This window comes from Pseudomonas sp. GM41(2012) (assembly GCF_000282315.2).
Lineage (GTDB): Bacteria > Pseudomonadota > Gammaproteobacteria > Pseudomonadales > Pseudomonadaceae > Aquipseudomonas.
In genome coordinates, this window is sequence record NZ_AKJN02000008.1 from 239657 (window position 1) to 257837 (window position 18181).

General features: G+C 58.0%; 15 protein-coding genes, 1 tRNA gene and 1 riboswitch. Of the genes, 4 read left to right on the forward strand and 12 right to left on the reverse strand.

Going from position 1 to position 18181, the window contains the following annotated elements; genetic code table 11:
* Positions 1 to 202: 202 nt before the first annotated feature.
* The 12 genes from PMI27_RS07150 to PMI27_RS07100 form a co-directional block, all read right to left on the reverse strand.
* A complete protein-coding gene (locus PMI27_RS07150; RefSeq protein ID WP_008153009.1) occupies positions 203 to 1747 on the reverse strand; it encodes a Fic family protein in 1545 nt (514 codons plus the stop codon).
* A 281-nt stretch (positions 1748 to 2028) separates the two neighbouring features.
* Positions 2029 to 2102: transfer RNA gene (locus tag PMI27_RS0229710), tRNA-Gly, on the reverse strand.
* 180 nt (positions 2103 to 2282) lie between these two features.
* Positions 2283 to 3167, reverse strand: coding sequence for an alpha/beta fold hydrolase (locus PMI27_RS07145; protein WP_008153011.1), 885 nt, complete (start codon positions 3165 to 3167; stop codon positions 2283 to 2285).
* A 312-nt stretch (positions 3168 to 3479) separates the two neighbouring features.
* Positions 3480 to 4172 carry a pseudouridine synthase gene (locus PMI27_RS07140; RefSeq protein ID WP_008153013.1) on the reverse strand — a complete coding sequence of 231 codons (693 nt, stop codon included), beginning with the start codon at positions 4170 to 4172 and terminating at the stop codon, positions 3480 to 3482.
* Positions 4173 to 4228: 56 nt separating this feature from the next.
* Complete coding sequence (locus PMI27_RS07135) at positions 4229 to 4423, reverse strand: cysteine-rich CWC family protein (RefSeq protein WP_008153014.1); 195 nt, start codon at positions 4421 to 4423, stop codon at positions 4229 to 4231.
* Positions 4424 to 4586: 163 nt separating this feature from the next.
* Positions 4587 to 6359: an allophanate hydrolase gene (gene atzF / locus PMI27_RS07130; RefSeq protein ID WP_008153017.1), complete on the reverse strand. Its 1773-nt coding sequence runs from the start codon at positions 6357 to 6359 to the stop codon at positions 4587 to 4589.
* 25 nt (positions 6360 to 6384) lie between these two features.
* Positions 6385 to 10026, reverse strand: coding sequence for an urea carboxylase (gene uca, locus PMI27_RS07125; RefSeq protein ID WP_008153019.1), 3642 nt, complete (start codon positions 10024 to 10026; stop codon positions 6385 to 6387).
* A 307-nt stretch (positions 10027 to 10333) separates the two neighbouring features.
* The gene (locus tag PMI27_RS07120; RefSeq protein WP_008153021.1) at positions 10334 to 10987 is read right to left on the reverse strand and encodes an urea amidolyase associated protein UAAP2; all 654 of its coding nucleotides are present in this window, start codon (positions 10985 to 10987) and stop codon (positions 10334 to 10336) included.
* 11 nt (positions 10988 to 10998) lie between these two features.
* Positions 10999 to 11724, reverse strand: a complete 726-nt coding sequence (locus PMI27_RS07115; RefSeq protein WP_008153023.1) for an urea amidolyase associated protein UAAP1 — start codon at positions 11722 to 11724, stop codon at positions 10999 to 11001.
* 13 nt (positions 11725 to 11737) lie between these two features.
* Entirely contained in the window at positions 11738 to 12526 is a 789-nt protein-coding gene (locus PMI27_RS07110; protein ID WP_008153024.1) for an ABC transporter ATP-binding protein, read from the reverse strand.
* On the reverse strand, positions 12523 to 13338 hold the full coding sequence (locus tag PMI27_RS07105; RefSeq protein ID WP_008153026.1) for an ABC transporter permease: 816 nt from the start codon (positions 13336 to 13338) through the stop codon (positions 12523 to 12525). The genes PMI27_RS07110 and PMI27_RS07105 overlap by 4 nt, the downstream gene beginning before the upstream one ends.
* Positions 13339 to 13354: 16 nt before the next feature.
* Positions 13355 to 14422, reverse strand: coding sequence for a putative urea ABC transporter substrate-binding protein (locus PMI27_RS07100; RefSeq protein ID WP_008153028.1), 1068 nt, complete (start codon positions 14420 to 14422; stop codon positions 13355 to 13357).
* 62 nt (positions 14423 to 14484) lie between these two features.
* Positions 14485 to 14585: riboswitch (guanidine-I (ykkC/yxkD leader) on the reverse strand.
* A gap of 277 nt (positions 14586 to 14862) precedes the next feature.
* Here PMI27_RS07100 and PMI27_RS07095 point away from each other — a divergent pair.
* From PMI27_RS07095 to PMI27_RS30710, 4 genes are all read left to right on the forward strand, one after another.
* A complete protein-coding gene (locus tag PMI27_RS07095; RefSeq protein WP_008153031.1) occupies positions 14863 to 15105 on the forward strand; it encodes a hypothetical protein in 243 nt (80 codons plus the stop codon).
* Positions 15106 to 15272: 167 nt separating this feature from the next.
* Entirely contained in the window at positions 15273 to 15752 is a 480-nt protein-coding gene (locus PMI27_RS0229715) for a hypothetical protein (protein WP_008153033.1), read from the forward strand.
* Positions 15753 to 16070: 318 nt separating this feature from the next.
* On the forward strand, positions 16071 to 17291 hold the full coding sequence (locus PMI27_RS30705) for a glycosyltransferase family 4 protein (protein ID WP_081757432.1): 1221 nt from the start codon (positions 16071 to 16073) through the stop codon (positions 17289 to 17291).
* A 31-nt stretch (positions 17292 to 17322) separates the two neighbouring features.
* On the forward strand, positions 17323 to 18180 hold the full coding sequence (locus tag PMI27_RS30710; protein WP_008153037.1) for a hypothetical protein: 858 nt from the start codon (positions 17323 to 17325) through the stop codon (positions 18178 to 18180).
* Position 18181 lies beyond the last annotated feature (1 nt).

Consider the following 18181-nt stretch of genomic DNA (forward strand, 5'->3'; position numbering starts at 1 on the left):
TATCGGTACCCGTGGGCAACGCTTTACGCTTCATTCAAAGCATAAAAAAGTATAGCACTGCATATCATTCAGGCATGGGGACGGGGAGCATGCGGTCTGATGCTCCCGGCAGGTTTCCTGGCACCTCAAATCCTGGGCATAAAAAAGAGCCATCAAGGCCATTTCTCTGATCCACCCAAAGCCTTATCTAATCCGTCGAAAATCACTCCTTGCCGGCCCCCATCTCCCGATCCTCAAACGCAGAACGCACCGCCTCTACGACAAGTTCCGACGTGCCCTGATCTTCAAGTTGTGGGTACCCTTTCTTTAGCTTGCCGGACACCACCCAGCCATTCTCCTTGATGGAGCGGATAATGCGGTTTGCGTCCTGATCTGGCATCTCCAGCACCTCTTTTAGCTGCTCCTGAGCTCGCTGAAAGATCACCAGTACTTTGGCTTCATCTGCCATTTCCTTTTGGATCGTGTGCTTGACGACGCGTGCGGTGTACAGGACGTGCTCGGTCAGGTCGGGATACCGCCAGGCAAAGCATGCGTCCTCGTATTCATCGAAGATGAAGTTACTGAGAGTGCCGTCCTCGTAGGTCACGAGTTCGCCGAACCGATAGGCCGTCGCGTAGCGTCGCATGAACGGTCGCGAGAACACTTCGAGCGTACGATCGTAGCCGGCCCTGAAGTCGATCGAACTGGTAATGGTGGCTGACACCGGCAGTATCACGCCGTCCGGCACTGCCTTATCTCGAATCAAGGTGTCGTTGATCAGGAAGCGATGAATCCGGCCATTGCCATCTCGCATGGGGTGGATATACACGAAGCCAAATGCCAACACAGCGGCACGTGCCAGTGACTCCGCACCACGCGTTGCGACCTCAAACTCAGTAAGTCCTGCTAATAGCTGAGCAAGATCTGCGAAATGGGGGGCGATGTAATGCACGATGTCCTCGCGCATTGTGGCTTGGCCCACAAACACAGGAGAGCTGCGCAAGCCCAGTCCGATGGCATCACGCCCCAGGATGCCGGCTTGCAAGGACTGCAGGCTGTCGTTGCTCAACGGGTTTTTGATGTGACCGCAGTGCTGGGCAATGACATGGGCAAAGCGCTGAATGCGATCGGCCTGGTCTGCTTCCTTCTCGATGAGAAAACTCGCGCGCGATTCCTTGAACGTCAGCCAACTGGCCGTACGCATCAGGATGTCGGAGCCATAGGCGTGATCCAACTCTTCCAATGCTTCGCGCAAATCGAATTGCAGAGCTTCCTGTACTGATGGGGTACGACGAATCAAGGGGCAGAACTCAGCCGTGCCCGGCAGGTTGTTATTGATTCGCCAGCGTCGCGTTCGCAGTGACTCGCAACGAGTCAGGTATTTTTGGGGCGAAACTGCATCGACATAGGCGCCATTGGTCACGTCAGGCATATCCAGACGTCCCCCTGTCAGCCATTCGTAAAGAAACCCGGTGCGCCGTGCGTACTGGCCGAAAGGCTCTCGTCGACACCAGTCTTCGATAGGTTGCGGGCCTATCGCCGCAAACAGGCGAGAGAAGAACTCAAGATGAATTTCTTCGTACTTGAGACCGAATTCGAAATGCCCTGCGAAATCGTCTTCGGGCCTGTAACTTGGCGGATACCGGTTCTCCACATTCCCGTCACTCTCGCGGCTGAGACGTGCAGTGCCGATCTCAGACTCGACACGCAGAGGCTGTGCAAGTGCGATGTCGTAGCGATCGGCGAGGGCCTTGAAACCGACTGGCATTGACGAATTCCTTAACAGGGTAGTTAAAACGCTAATAAAACACCAATATGGCGCGAAAACGTTAATTTCTTACGATGCGAAAATACTAACCCTGTGTGAATTTTGATACTAGAACTGTCATTCCCCAAAAAAACGTTAACGAATCTCAGCTTAGCCATAACTGCCCTAAGGGCAAAAGGCAATTCCACCAAACTCCAGACACAAAAAAACCGGCCATCAAGGCCGGTTTTTTCTTTACCTGCATCCCCCGTCAAAAAACCACGTGAGACGAAAAAATCGATTGGAGCGGGTGAAGGGAATCGAACCCTCGTTATCAGCTTGGGAAGCTGGAGTAATGCCATTATACGACACCCGCTCAGAGCGGTGACTTTGTACCAGATGTGGGCGTGGAAATGAAGTTTTTCTTTGTGTGGGACGGCTTTAGCGCAGGTGAAACAAAAACAGCGACCGCATGATGGTCAATCGCGGGCAAGCCTTGCTCCTACAGGAATGCATTCAACACCGTAGGGCTAAGCTTGCTCGCGATGACACTGTTTCAGATGGCCAATGCATGTTGGTCCTGGACGTAGTGATAACGCGGTCGACTTTCGTGTTGCGAAGGTTTCAGAAAGCCCAGCAATGCGTTGCGGCTGTCTCGGCAAGCAGCTTTGTGTTCCATGTCGAGAAAGTGGCCGGTGGCCTGCAGGGTGGTGAAAGTAGCGTGTTGCACGTGGTTGGCGAACAGTTGGGCGCCGTCGGCAGCGGTGTACTCGTCCCATTCGCCGTTCATGAACAGCACCGGCACGTTGACTTTCTCCGCGGCTTTGAAGAAGCACTGGCGATCACTTTGCAGCAGATCGCTGATGTGGAAGTGCATCTGCCCGTATTCATGCTCGGCCAGGGAACTGACGTGCCGATAATTGAAGCGCTTGAACAGTGTCGGCAGGTGTTTGCCGATGGTGCTGTTCACCAGGTTGCCGACCCGGTCACCGTCCCGGCTACCGAGGTAATCAATGCCGCGCTCGAGGTAGTCGAGCATGTGCGCGTTGATCTCCGGAGAGAACGAGCTGATCACGGCTTTTTCGATGCGTCGTGGCTGGTGGGCCAGGGCGACCAGGGTCGCGGCGCCACCCCAGGAAAACGACAGCACGTGTTCGGCGGCGAAGTGGTCGATCAGCTCCAGGAGGATCTGCCCTTCGATTTCCTTGGTCAGCAATTTCTCGTGCAGGTTGTGGGCTTTCGACTTGCCCGCGTAGGGCTGGTCGTAGCAGACCACATTGAACTGCGGGTGAAGGTTTTTCACGGTCTGTGCAAACGACGCAGTCGTGGCCATCGAGCCGTTGACCAAAATAATGGTCTTCTCTGCGGCGTCTGCGCGATAGAACTCCGTGTAAACCCGATACTGACCCTGTATATCCAGCACAGCGATTTCTGGCCTCATGTCATAAGACTCCAAGCAAGCGGGTATGCGCGCAAATGAGATTGCACGAGCTTTGTGACAGGTAGGCATACGCCTGGAATTTTTGAGCCCATGTCGATCCAGTGCAGTCCGGTCGACGGGTATTGTTATTGGCGGGCAGTCTGCCGGGGGAAAGCGGAACCTGAGGGTTCTCTACCGGCAAAAAGTTTCTTAGAAGTATGTTGTGACTCGTCGGTCACATTTCGGCCGACGTCCTGATTCAAGCAGGGGTCACGTCATCGCGCAAGTATCTTTGGAAAATTGTTCGACAACTTCTGCTGAGCGGTCGTCTGCTTAGATCAATTGAATCTCTTCGGTGCGTAATGCGCGGTACTCGCCCGGTTTCAGGGCACTGTCGAGCACCAGCGGGCCCATGCTTTCGCGGTGCAGGCGCAGCACCTTGTTGTCGAAATGGCCGAACATCCGCTTCACCTGATGGTAACGGCCCTCGACGATGCTCAGTCGTGCGCAGGTTGGTCCGAGTACGGCCAGCTCGGCGGGTTGGGTGGTGAGGTCTTCGAAGGCGAAGTACAGGCCTTCGGTGAATTTCAATGCGTATTGCGGGCCAATCTCTTGCTCGGTCTCAACGTAGTAGACCTTGGGCAGTTTGGTTTTCGGCTGGGTCAGGCGTCGCGACCAACTGCCGTCGTTGGTGATCAGCATCAGACCGGTGGTGTTGAAGTCCAGGCGGCCGGCGATGTGCAGGTCCTCCTTGTCCGGCTCATGGATCAGGTCGAGCACGGTCGGATGTTGCGGATCGCGGGTGGCACTGACGCAGCCAGGCGGTTTGTGCAGCATGAAATAGCGTGCAGGCTTGCCGACTTGCAGTACCTCGTCGTTGACCTCGACGCGGCTGAACTCGAGTACCTCGGCGTGCGGGTCGCTGACGATTTTTCCGTCGATGCTGACGCGCTTTTCCACCAGCAACAAACGCACCTGCTTACGGTTGAAGCGCGGCAGGTTGCTGAGGAAACGGTCAATGCGCATGACGAGGGATCGGTAGGAAAGGGGCGCGTATCTTACGTGATCGGTTGTGCGGTTGCTTACAGCTGCGCCTCGACTTGCGCGCAGCGTGGGCACAAACAGGATTTGTCGCGCAGTTCGGGCGGCAGTGCTTCGAGCACCGCCGGGTCGATGCTGACGCCGTAGCACCAGCAGGCCCGATCGGCGGTTCGCGGGTCGGCCAGGGTGCAGTCGTTGGAGGCGCCGCAGGCCGGGCAGAAATCTGGCTTATTCATGTAGGGTTATTCATAACTGGAGTGAGGCATTTCCACGCAGGGGCGGTTACGGCCGGCTTGTTTGGCCCGGTACATCGCATGATCGGCCCTCGAGAGCAGCGTGTGCAAGGCGAATGATCGTTCACACCCCCTGAGTTGATCGTCCCCACGCGCGTGGGAACTATCATTTGGCGAGGTAAGCACGCCATCCGCCTAAATGGCTGATATTGGCTGCACCCTCCAACCCATACGCCTCACAAATAAACCCACTCTCCCAGCGCCCATCCGCCAATTGCACCTTGCCCAACCCCAACGGTGCCGGAATCCCGGTCAAAAACGAGCCCAACTCACGGCTCGGCAATTCCCAAACCTCCACCGCAATCGCCACACCCCCGTCCTTCACGCGAACCATCCCGGGACGAAACGGCGGGCCGCCGGCCAGGGCATACAGTTGATAGTCCGGCGAGCTGAACGTCGTCTCGACCCGTCGAGCCCCGCGCTGCTGGAGCTGCCAGTTCAGCGCCAACCCATCCAGATGCGCGCCACACACCACCAGTCGCGCCCGGTCATTACGTGCGACAGCCGACGGAACCGGTGTTGCCAAACCTTGCTGGCGCTGCAAGGCATCCGCCACACCCAACAAATACTGATCAGTGAACGCCCGCCCGAACAACGTCACGCCCCAAGGCAAACCATTGCCCATGAAACCGCTGGGCACAGCGACGGCGGCGTAATCGAGCAGGTTCATGAAGTTGGTGTAGTAGCCCAGTTCCGAATTGCGCAGCACCGGCTCGGCGTCCAGTTCCGCCAGCGTGACGGGGCGGCCGATGGTGGGTGTGAGCACGCAGTCGAGGCCGTCCAGCGCCTGGTCGCACAGGGCTTTCAGCGCTTGCAGCCGGTACTGGGCGCGGAAGGTTTGCACGCCGTTCACCGCTGGAGCCTTGGCCAACACCGCGCGAATCACCGGCAGTACAGCTTCAGGATTTTGCTCCATCAGTTCGCCGGCGACGCTGTAGCGCTCGGCCACCCACGGCCCTTCATAGAGTAAACGCGCCGCTTCAAGGAACGGCGACAAATCCAGTTCCACGGCTTCACCGCCCAAAGCCTTGAGCTGGTCGATGGCGTCACCGAATAACAACGGGCCTTCAGGGCAGCCGAAGAACTCCAGATCCTGAGCACGCGGCACGCCAAAGCGGAAGGGCCGAGGTGCACCAAACGCCGAGCCGTCATTCCACAACGGATTACTGCGGCTGTATTCATCGCGGGGGTCAAGGTGCGCAGTGAGCGCGAGCAACTGACTGGCTTCGCGAGCCGTCGCGGTGAAGGTGGTCACACAATCGAGGGTGCGGCAGGCCGGCACCACACCGGCCGTGGAGATCAGCCCTTTGCTGGCTTTCAACCCCACCAGATTGTTCAGCGCCGCCGGCACACGGCCGGAACCCGCCGTGTCCGTGCCCAGGGAAAAACTCGCCACGCCGAGCGCCACCGCCAGTGAAGACCCGGCGCTGGAGCCGCCCGACGGATACTCCGGCAACACGCTGTTCGGGCACGCGCCATACGGTGAGCGACTGCCGTTAAGCCCGGTGGCGAATTGATCAAGATTGGTCTTGCCCAACGGAATCGCCCCCAATGCCAGCAACTGCTCGACGATGGTCGCCGAACGCTCCGGCACATAGGCAAATGCAGGGCACGCTGCGGTCGTCGGAATGCCCGCCAGGTCGATGTTGTCCTTGATCGCGAATGGCACGCCGAACAGCGGCAAGCTGTCGAGGTCGCGACCGTCGAGTGCGGCGAGGTACGGTTCCAGTTCTTCAACACTGAGCAAGTGGATGAACAGGTGATAGTCCGGGTTCAACGCCGCGGCTTTATCGCGCAAGCTCAGCAGCAGTTCACGGGGCGTGATGTCGCCGATGCGATAAGCGCTGCGCAGGGCGTCGAGTTGCAGATTGATGTTCATGGCGTTAATCCTTTTCAAAATGAGTTCAGTCGAGTTCCAGCACCACGACGCGCTGTCCGGCGCGCACGGCCGAACCCGGTTGCACACGAATCTCGCGTACCACTCCGGCCACGGGCGCGAGCAATGGGATTTCCATCTTCATCGACTCCAGAATCACCAGCACATCACCCGCGGCAACCCGGCTACCGGTTTCAACCTGAACCTGCCAGAGGTTGCCGGCGATGTGGCTCTCGACGCTCTGTTGACCGCTGGCCAGCGGTGCGTCGTCAGTGACTTCCGGGACCCGTTCTTCACTGTCGAAATGCGCCTGGCCACTGGCGATCCAACGCTCGCGTTCGGCGTTGAACGCGCCTTTTTGCTGATCGCGAAACGCGGCAATGCTCTCGGCTTCCTTCGTCAGGAAGGCTTGGTAATCCGCCAGATTCAGCTGACTGTGCTCGATGTTCAGATCGAAGCGCCCGAGGGGGAAATCCCGTCGAATGCGCAGCAGTTCATCGGCACTGACCGGGTAGAAACGGATCTGATCGAAGAAGCGCAGCAGCCACGGTTTGCCATCGAATGCGGCGACCTCGCGATAGCGATTCCACATCTGCAACGTGCGGCCGACGAACTGATAACCGCCAGGGCCTTCCATGCCGTATACACACATGTAGGCGCCACCGATGCCCACCGAGTTTTCCGCGGTCCAGGTGCGGGCCGGGTTGTATTTGGTGGTCACCAGACGATGACGCGGATCGAGTGGCGTGGCGACCGGCGCACCGAGGTAGACGTCGCCCAGGCCCATCACCAGGTAGCTGGCGTCGAACACCGTGCGCTGCACTTCATCGAGGTTTGGCAGGTCGTTGATGCGGCGGATGAACTCCAGATTGCTCGGGCACCACGGGGCATCCTTGCGCACGGTGGTCATGTATTTTTCGATCGCCAACTGGCAGGCCGGGTCGTCCCAGGACAGCGGCAGATGAACGATGCGCGAGGGCACTTGCAGGTCCTTGGCGGCGCACACGGCGTCCCATTCGCCAGCGACGATGCCGAGCAGATCGGCCATCGGCAGTTGCTCGGGTTGGTAGTGCACTTGCAGCGAGCGGATGCCGGGGGTGAGGTCGATCACGCCGTGCAGGTGTTTGCTTTCCAGGGCCTGCATGAGGGCGTGAGCGCGGAAGCGTAGGACCAGGTTGAGTTCCGGGGCGCCGATTTCGAGAAGCAGGTGAGTATCCCCCGACAGCCTTGCCACCAGACGCGTATCACCCTGACCCAAATCCAACACCACAGGCGACACAACCCCCGGTAGGAGTGAGCCTGCTCGCGATGGCGGTGTGTCAGTCACATCAATGTTGGCTGTACTGCCGCCATCGCGAGCAGGCTCACTCCTACAGGGGGAATTCCATTTCAGGGCGAGGGTGCGGGCGGTCTTGAGATCGACCGGGAGGAACTGCACTTTGTCCCCAGCCTTGAGCTGGCCAAGCTGCCAAAGGTCGGCTTCGATCACCGTCACCGGGCAGACAAACCCGCCGAGGCTTGGGCCGTCGGGACCGAGTATTACCGGCATGTCACCGGTGAAATCCACCGCGCCAATGGCGTACGGATTGTCATGGATATTCGACGGATGCAGACCCGCTTCGCCACCATCGGCACGCACCCATTCAGGCTTCGGCCCGATCAACCGCACACCGGTTCGGCTGGAGTTGAAATGCACTTCCCACTCGGTCGCGAAGAACGTGCCGATGTAGTTTTCAGTGAAGTATTCCGGTGCGCCATGCGGGCCGTAGATCACGCGGATTTGTCGTACGGCAGGCAACTCAGCGATTTCAGGCAGTTCCGCACCGACGCTACGGTCACTCAACACCGGCACATGCAACACATCCCCCGCCCGCAACGCACGACCACCATGCCCACCAAACTGGCCGAGGGTGAAGGTGCTTTTGCTGCCCAGATAATCCGGTACTTGCAAACCACCGCGCAGGCACAGATAGCTGCGGGCGCCCGCACCGGCAATCGTACCAAGGCTCAAAGTAGCGCCCGCCGGTACCAGCAAAGCCGTGTTCATCGGCACCACTTCACCATTAAGGGTCAGTGGAATCACCGCCCCGGTCACCGCCACCACCGCGTCACAATTGAAGCGCAGCAGCGGCCCGCTCATAGTGATTTCCAGCGCAGCGGCGCCTTCATCGGTGCCCAGCAAAAGGTTGCCCACACGCAACGCGCGACTGTCCATCGGCCCCGACGGCGGCACGCCCACGGCCCAGTAACCGAGACGGCCGGGATAGTCCTGAACGCTGGTCTGAGTCCCGGCGCTGAGCACTTCAAACGTGTTCGCCTGATACACCAGACCTTCCAGGCAACGGGTCCACGGCTGGCCGCTGGCGAATGGCGCATCCAGCAAAATCTGCCGCAAATAATCGCGGTTGGTTTCCACCCCGTAGAGCAGGCTGTCGCCCAATGCCTGATGCAGATCGGCAGCGGCTTCTTCGCGGGTCGACGCCCAACTGATGACCTTGGCGATCATCGGATCGAAGTACGGCGGGATCTCGCAACCGGCCTCAACCCAGGTGTCGATACGCAGGTGTTTGCCATCGGCGGCAGGGAAGTTCACGGCGGTCAGCAAGCCTGGACTCGGCTGGAAATCGCGACCGGGATCTTCGGCATACAGCCGTGCCTGAATCGCATGGCCGCAGGCTTTCAAACCTTGGCTCAGCTCGCTCAACGGCGGCAAATCACCTGCCGCCAGTTCGACCATCCAACGCACCAGATCCACGCCCCAGACTTGCTCGGTGACGCCGTGCTCCACCTGCAAACGGGTGTTCACTTCGAGAAAGTAGAAACGCTGAGCCTCGCTGTCGAAGACGAATTCGACGGTGCCGGCGTTGCGGTAATTCACTGCTTTCGCCAGTTTGATCGCCGCCGCACACAGCTCCTCAGCCATGCCCTCGGGGAGGTTCGGTGCCGGGGTTTCTTCGAGGACTTTCTGGTTGCGCCGCTGCACCGAGCAGTCGCGCACGCCGAGGGCAATCACTTCGCCCTGGCCGTCGCCGAACACCTGGACTTCCAGATGTCGGGCGCGCTGGATGTACTTTTCGATGAACACGCCGGCGTCGCTGAAGTTGTTCTGGCCGAGGCGTTTGACGGCTTCAAAGGATTCGCTCAACTCGGCCGCACTGCGACACACGCGCATACCGATGCCGCCACCGCCGGCGGTGCTTTTGAGCATCACCGGGTAGCCGACCTGTTCGCCGGCCATCAGCGCCGCGTCGAGGCTGTCGAGCAACTCGGTGCCTTCCAGCATCGGCACGCCGTGTCGCTTGGCCAAGGCGCGGGCGGTGTGCTTGAGGCCGAACACGCGCAGCTGTTCTGGCGTCGGGCCGATGAAGGCGATGTTGGCGGCTTCGCACGCTTCGGCGAACGCGGCGTTTTCCGAGAGAAAACCGTAGCCGGGATGGATCGCGGTGGCGCCGGTGGATTTGGCGATGGTGAGGATTTTCTCGACGGCCAGATAGGTGCCGGCGGCTGCGCCTTCACCGAGGCTGTGGGCTTCATCGGCTCGCAGAATGTGCAAACTGGCGGCATCGGCTTCGGAGTAAACGGCAACGCCCTGGACCTGCAACTCACGCAGGGTACGCAGGATGCGACAGGCAATGGCGCCACGGTTGGCAATCAGGACTTTTTCGAACATGGCATAACCCCTGGAGGCGATAACGCATCAGCCTCGACCTGGGATGCGGGCCGTCCCGCAGTTTTTCGATAGGCGCCGAGGTCGTCCCCGACGGAAAAATCAGTTCATTTCAAAACACCACCGAACCCCTGTGGGAGTGAGCCTGCTCGCGATAGCGGTGTATCAGTCGACATTAATGGTGAATGTGCTGACGCTATCGCGAGCAGGCTCGCTCCCACATTGGATTTAGGGAGTTTTTACTGTTTGAGGCACTGGCCTGAACGGGCCTGGCACAGGGCAAACAACCATCTACGCAACCGCGCGAATTTCAGTTCCATACCAGCAGCTCCGCAGGGGTCGGGTTGTAGGCGTTGCACGGGTTGTTCAGTTGCGGGCAGTTGGAGATCAGCACGATCACGTCCATCTCGGCCCGAAGGTCGACGTACTTGCCCGGCGCCGAAATCCCGTCCTCAAACGTCAGCCCGCCATCCGCCGTGACCGGGACGTTCATGAAGAAGTTGATGTTCGGCCCGATGTCGCCCTTGCCCAATCGCCCGTCGTGGACGCAGGCCCGCAGGTAGTTGTCGCGGCAGCTGTGCATGTAGCGTTTCTCCAACGCATATCGCACGGTGTTGCTCTCTTGTGCGCAAGCGCCGCCGAGGGTGTCGTGCCGGCCGCAGGTGTCGGCAACGATGGTCAGCATCGGCTTGCCGAGGTTGGAATAAAGTACGCTGCCGGTGCTCAGGTAGACGCTGTTCTGTCGGCGCAACGTGCGTTGCACGTCATAGCGTTCCTTCGGGTTGGCAACGCTGTAGAACAACGTGTCGACGGCCTGATTGCCCTCCAGGTCGAGGATGCGCAAGGTCTGGCCAGCCTTGACCTCCATCAGCCACGGTTCGCCGGCCGGGATGGTGGCGCGGTAGACCGCGGTGTCTGGTTGCCTGCTTGTGTGAACGGCAGCAGTAGCGATTGCGAGTGACATGGCAGCGATCCTCAGGCGAACAGACGGTCGGTGTTGATGAAGCCGCGCTCGTTTTCCGGGCGCGAGGTGCGGCAGTGTTCGGCGACGCTGGCATCGGCGTTCATCCAGCTCAACTTCAATTGTTTCGGCGCGTATTCAGGTGAAGGGTCCATCGGATGTTGCAGCGCGGTGAGCACCACCAGCGTGTCCATCGGCGCATACAACTCGATGTAGTCGCCGGCCCTGGAATTGCCTTCGACGAAATGAAAACGCCCGGCCTCATCGACGTTCACGCGACTGAACAGGTTGAGGGTCATCAGCAAATCGGACAGGCCCAACCCCCACTTGCCCAACTCCACCAACAGGTTGTCGGTGCCGTTGCGGAAGAAGCCGTTGCGCAGTTCCTGATAGCGCCCCGCGCCGTATTTTTCTGCGACCTCTTCAGCGCAGAGCACACCGCCGAGGCTGTCGCTCCAGCCGCAGGTGTCGGTGGTAATGGCGGCCAGCACGCGGCCCATGTCCGAGTACAGGCAATGGCCGGTGGTGAGCTTGGCCGTGTGTTGGCATTTGAGGCTGTCGGGCAGGTTCAGGCGTTCGGTTTTTTCGTTGGCGTTGAGCAACGTCAGGCTGACGTTGGCACCTCCGCGCAGGTCGGTCAGGCGCAGCAGTTGGCCGCGTTTCAGGACGAAGGAACGATGGCCGCCACCGGGGAGCATTTCTTCGGCGAAGGGCGGGAACAGCTGGGTCGAATCAGTCATATGAAAAGTCCTCTTAAGCGGTACGAAGCGTGCCTGCCAGCTCAGCCGGCAAGGCATCGACGGCGGCACGGATGGTGCGGCGGTCGCTGTTCAAAGGGATGTCGTAAGTGATGCGCGCGCCATAGGCGCCGGGGGCGTGCGGGTCGAGGCGGACCTTGTCGAACACCAGCAGGCGAGTGCCGAGGCTGAAGCCTTCGGACAGGTCATGGGTGACCATGAACACCGTCAGTTGCGTCTCGCGCCACAGCTCCAGCAACAGGCCGTGCATGTCTTTGCGGATGCCCGGATCGAGGGCGCCGAACGGTTCGTCGAGCAGCAACACGCGCGGCTTCATGATCAGCGCCTGGGCAATCGCCAGTCGTTGTTGCATGCCGCCGGAGAGCTGCGCCGGGTACTTGTCCAGCGAATGGCCGAGGCCGACTTTGTGCAGCAGCACTGAGGCTTGTTCGCGTGCGTCTTTTTTAGCGCTGCCGAACAACCGCCCGAGCAGCGGCGAGCGCGGCAGTTCAAGGCCCAGGGCGACGTTGTCCAGCACCGTTAAATGCGGGAACACCGAGTAGCGCTGGAACACCACGCCACGGCTGGCATCCGGCTCGCCGGCCAAGGCCTGACCATCCAACAGAATCTCGCCGCGACTGGCGCGTTCCTGGCCCAGCAATAGCCGCAGGAAGGTCGATTTGCCGCAGCCGGAAGCGCCGACCAGCGTGCAGAACTCACCTTCGTTGACGTTCAGGTTCAGCCCTTCGAGCACCACCTGATCGGCGTATTGCTGCCAGACGTTTTTCACCGTGATGAAGCTCATGCGCGGGCCCCCTCATACCAAGGGAACGCCCGCTGGGTCAGGCGCTTCAGGCCCCAATCCATCAGCCAGGCGAGCAGGGTGATCCACACCACGTAGGGCAAAATCACATCCATCGCCAGGTAGCGGCGCACCAGGAAAATCCGGTAACCGAGGCCGTCGGTGGAGGCGATGGCTTCGGCGGCGATCAGGAACAACCACGCTGAGCCAAGCATCAGCCGCAGCGAGATCAGCAGCCGTGGCAGCAATTGCGGCAGCACCACGCGCAGCATCAGCGTCCAGGTCGAAGCGCCGAGGGTCTGGGCCTTGATCAGCAACTCGACAGGAATTTCCCGGGCGCGTTGCTCCAGATCACGGGCCAGGCACGGGGTGATGCCGATCACGATCAGCATCACTTTCGACAACTCCCCCAAGCCGAATACGATGAACAGAATCGGTAGAATCGCCAGTGGCGGCACCATCGACAGCACCGTCAACAACGGTGACAACGGCGCGCCAAACAGCGGCAATGTCCCGGCGGCAATGCCCAGGCTCAGCCCGGCCAGCGCACTGATACCGAGGCCAATGGCCAGGCGTCGCAGGCTGGACGCGGTGTCTTGCCACAACACGTATTCGCCGGTGCGGGTGTCGGCGGTGAAGGCCAGGCGTTTCACCGCGTCGGTCATCTGCACGGCGCTCGGCAGCAGCTTGTCGTTGGGGTTGTCCGTCAGCCGCTCGGCCGAGCCCATGAAGTAGGCGAACAGCACCAGGGCGAACGGCAGGATCACTAACAGCAGGCGACTCGGGCGATCCGGGTGGCGATTGATCAGGCGCATGGCCAGGTCCTCCTGATTACAGCTTGGCGTCGGCGGCCAACTGCACGTAGGTCGGGTCGAAGCGCAGCTTGAGGTTGCTCTTGTCGCCGCTGGTCACGCCGTTGGCGAACGCCATGCCGACTGCGCTGGTGTCCTTGGCGCCTTCACCCAGCAAGCCGTGCTGGAACGAAAACTCGGCCACCTTGCGCATGGTTTCCGGCAGTTGCTTGCTGGTGGAGAACGCCAGGGCTTCTTTGGGGGTGGCGAACAATTTGGTGGTGTCCAGTTGCGACTGGAAACCGGCCAGATCGGTGCCCGAGGCTTTGGCCATGTGTTCGAGCGCGGCTTTGCTGGCGGCGTTTTTGGCGTTCATCAACTCGACCACTTCGAACCAGGCGCCGGTCAGCGCTTTGCCCAGGGCCGGGTTGTCTTTGAGGGTGGCGCTGTTGACCACCATCATGTCCATGATTTCGCCGGGGATCTGGCTGGAGTTGAACACTTCGGTCACCGCAGGCTTGGCCTTGATGTCCGAAAGCATCGGGTTCCAGGTGGTGACGGCGTTGACTTGATCGGTGTTGAAGGCCGCCGAGATGTCGGCGTCGGAGGTGTTGACCACTTTCAGGTCTTTCTCGGTGAGATCGACCGAATCCAGCGCCCGGGCCAGCAAGTAGTGGGAGACGGAGAGCTCCACCAGATTGACGTCCATGCCTTTGAGATCGGTGACTTTCTTGCCGTTGCCCTTGAGCACAATGCCGTCGTTGCCGTTGGAGAAGTCGCTGACGATCAGCGCGGTGCTGTCGACGCCGCCGGCCGCCGGAATGGTCAGCGCGTCCATGTTGGTCATGGTGCAGCCATCGAACTGGCCGGCGGTGTATTGGTTGATCGATTCGACATAGTCGTTGAGCTGCACCACATCAATCTTGATGCCGTACTTCTTCGCCCATTTGTCGATGATGCCTTGGCTGCCGGCGTATTCCCACGGCATCCAGCCGGCGTAGATGGTCCAGCAGACGCTGAAGTGGTCTTTCTGTGCGGCTTGGGACGAGACGCTCACGAGGGCTGCGAAAGCAGTGGCGAGCAGGGCGGGTAAACGAAGCTTGAGCATGGGTGGTTCTCCAGTTGATCAAGGGCGGGCAGGAGTCAACGCGGCACCGTGAACGGTGGCTTGTCTCCCGGGCTTTTATCCCGCCGTGTAACCTCAACTGGAGGTCGCCAACTCTCGGACCAGCCACTCGCCTTAGCGAGCCGGAACCCTAGTCAGCCATTGCAAATTGTGGTGCCGCGAACCTGTGATGACTCCTGCACGTCATTGCTAAAGCGAGAGCCGTGCCAAGTCGGCTTGAGCGCTCTAGCGTGGGCGTTTACGCAATTGGCGCGTTGGGGAGAGGTGGCTGCGTCGCCTTGTGATGGTGCATGGGTGCACCGCAATGGATCGGGCCGGCCGCTGATCTGAAGGTCCAGGCGGCTCGGCACTCGATGGAGTATTTCCAGTCAAAACAGGTGTCAGCCGGCGTGTTCCGGCTGTGGGTCTTTCAGGAGGCCGCCATGTTTCGTCGACTGTTGTTTGGTGTTGTTCTCGGTCTGGGGTTGTCCGGCTGCTACTACTACGCCGGTGGCTACGATGTGTATTCCGCGCCTTATTACTACCCCGGCTATTCACCCTATTCCTACTATTACGGACCGCGCTATTACTATGGTCCGCGTTTTTATGGTGGCTATCGTTACTACTATTGGGGCGGGCATTCGCCTCGTTATTACGGAGGTGGATATCGCGGTGGCCACCATTAATCAGCGGGTGAATGGATGAAAAACCTTTCATCGGCGACTTGTTTCAATCTGTTTCAGGAACGCACCAGATTTGGAAAACGATGTCTGATCTTTCGACAGTCACCGAATAATTGACTGTCGCCTGCCAGCGTCGCTGGTGTGGCTCACTCGCGGTCCAGGAGGCCGCCATGTATCTGCGAATTCTTCTGATTGCTGTATTGGGATTGTCTCTTGGTGCATGCGTGCCCTATTCCGATGGAGGAGCCAGCTACTACAGTTCCGAGGTCTATACCTCGCCAGCCTATTATGACGGCGGACCTTCCTATGCAGGCGGCGGCGGTTACTACACGCAACCACGCCGGTACTACGCACCGCCAGCGCGGTATTACCAGCCAACACCACGGTATTACTACCAGCCGCGGGTTTATCAACCGGCACCGCGTTATTACCAGTCGTCGCCACGAGGCGATTACCGGGGTCATCAGAATCGCGGCTGGGATGGCCATAACCGTGGTGGCTGGGATGACCATAACCGCGGCGGTTGGGACGGCCGTAACCGCGGTGGAAACAACGACTATCGCGGCGGCCATTTCGGACGCGACAACCGTGGCGGAAGGGGCGACCACAACGGTCGCGGTGATAACGATGGCCGAGGCGGCCGTTGGTAGTCCTCACAAAAACCACTACAAAAAAGCGGCGCATCAAGCGCCGCTTTTTTTTGGGCTGAGACAGGCATCGCTCGTTGGGTCGTGACTGGCGTTGGAGGTGAAGGCCACAACGAAAATCGTACAGCCCGGCGGCGGGAAAGAAAGCGGGGCGCTCCTGCTCGATTCGAAAAATCAGTCATCTTGCCCATCTCCTCGGGTGTTCTCGGAACCCTCCTACAGTTTTACTGCTGCGCATTTGTTAGCGTTTGTGCATTCACATTGATGTTGGAAAAAACTTCAATTTAACGGGGGTATCCAAGGAATAAAGTCGGTCAAATCATGAATTTACTCATTATTCATCAAAATTTCCCCGGTCAATTTCGGCATGTTGCATTGGCGGCGCTGAGTCGACCAGGCATGTCAGTTACTGCGATAGGGCGAGATACTGCTCCAGGTGTTCCTGGAATAAAGCTCTTTCGATATCGGCCTGTAAGAAAAAGATCAGGTGGTGTTCATCCGTATTTGCATAAATATGAAGAATCGATACTAGATGGTCAGCAAGTCCTTAGAGTGTTGGCGAAGCTCAAGCAAGAAGGTTATTACCCTGATGTGATACTCGCTCATCCGGGATGGGGTGACACACTGTTCGTAAAGGATGTTTATCCTGACATTCCGCTCATTCATTTCTGTGAATATTATTATCATTCAACGGGTACGGATATGGGGTTCGATCCGGAATTTCCGTGTGCCGTAGATGCATCATCAAGGCTTCGTCTCTTGAATTCGATGCATCTTTTGAACCTTGAGCAATGTGATGTAGGAATTTCGCCAACACACTGGCAGCGCAGTCTGTTCCCGCCCATTTATCACTCTAAAATTCATGTGATTCATGAGGGCATCCCTTTGCAATCTCCCGGGCCTGTGCCGGTTGCTTCTGTAACGTTACCCAGCGGGCACGTGATAAAAGCCGGACAATCAATCGTGACGTACGTTGCCAGAAACCTCGAACCCTATCGTGGATTTCATAGTTTCATGAGGTCCATTCCATACATTCAAGCCCAGTGCCCAGACGCCCAAATCGTAATAGTAGGTGGAGATGGCGTAAGTTATGGGCGCATGCCTATAGGGTATGACAACTGGCGCAGCAAAATGGTGGCTGAATTAAAAGTGGATCTTTCAAAGGTGCACTTTGCCGGCAAACTGCCTTATGCAACTTATAGAGCTGTTTTGCGGGTTTCAGATGTTCATGTTTATTTAACTTATCCCTTCGTTCTGTCTTGGTCATTGCTAGAGGCTATGGCGTCTGGATGTGTCGTTGTAGGTTCCGATACCGCTCCAGTCAAGGAAGTGATTGTTGACGGTGTAAATGGATTACTGGTGGGTTTCTTTGATGGTGAAGCGATAGCGGGAAAGGTTTGCAATGTTCTACGGTTTCCGGATGATTTTAGTTTAATTAAAAAATCTTCGAAATTGACAGCGAGCAGGTTCGATGTAAAGGATGGAGTAAAAGGCTATTTTGAGATTTTTGATCGCGTGATGTCTGGTTGTTGTTCTAGATAAGTTTTTTGATCATTTTAAAATGGAGTTTGAAATGCGTAAATTGTTTCGCAAGGGCGTAAGTCGGTGGTGTAAGGCGATACTGAAGTACGGTTTGGTTTTGGCTCTGTGCTATTGGGTTGTGGATTTTTATATTGAATGGGAACGCATGGCAGAAGCACGAGAACATCGTTATCAGGAATCAAAAAAATGTAGTCAAAAACTTGCAGGTATGGAACACGTTCCTATATTGGGAGGGGGGCTCCTTGATAGAACTAAAATACCAGGGTTTCATTTTGGTTCTTCAACGAGGGACGGGCTGTGTATTGCAGATGTTCTTGAGGGTTCTTTTTGGTGGACGGGGACTGAACTCCGCACAGAGTATCAGGAGAGCGGGAAAGAGCCTCCATCCAGTTGGGGGCATTTCAATGTGGCGGCCAGGCTATACACCAGAAAACCATCTACCGAACCATACAATATGGGATATCAGGTTGTTGATTGGCCTGAAGAACTCACTGTGATACTAAAAAATTACCCGGGCTTGGAACTCTGGCTTGATGCTCCCCCTCCTAGTATTAAGAATGAGTTCTCAATAAAAAATTTTGTAATTCGTGATTGGCGTCGACGTGACGGAACACCTCGCGTTATAGCTTGTAACGGTTTGGGTTCTCCGGCCAAGGAAGTTTTGGCAAGTGGTCTTAGTAGGAAAGACCTACTGAGATTTAATAAATCACAATTGGAAAGTTTAGATTTTGGTGATTTGGATGCCTATTGCACGGTCGGGTTACATGATTTTGATTTTGCAGGAGGCGATGCTCGTGTGGGAACTGGAACGGGGTCGCTACTTGGCGCTCCCATAGCGCTTCAGTTGATTAGTGAATATCTTTCGCGTTCCATAATTACAGGGAAGTAAT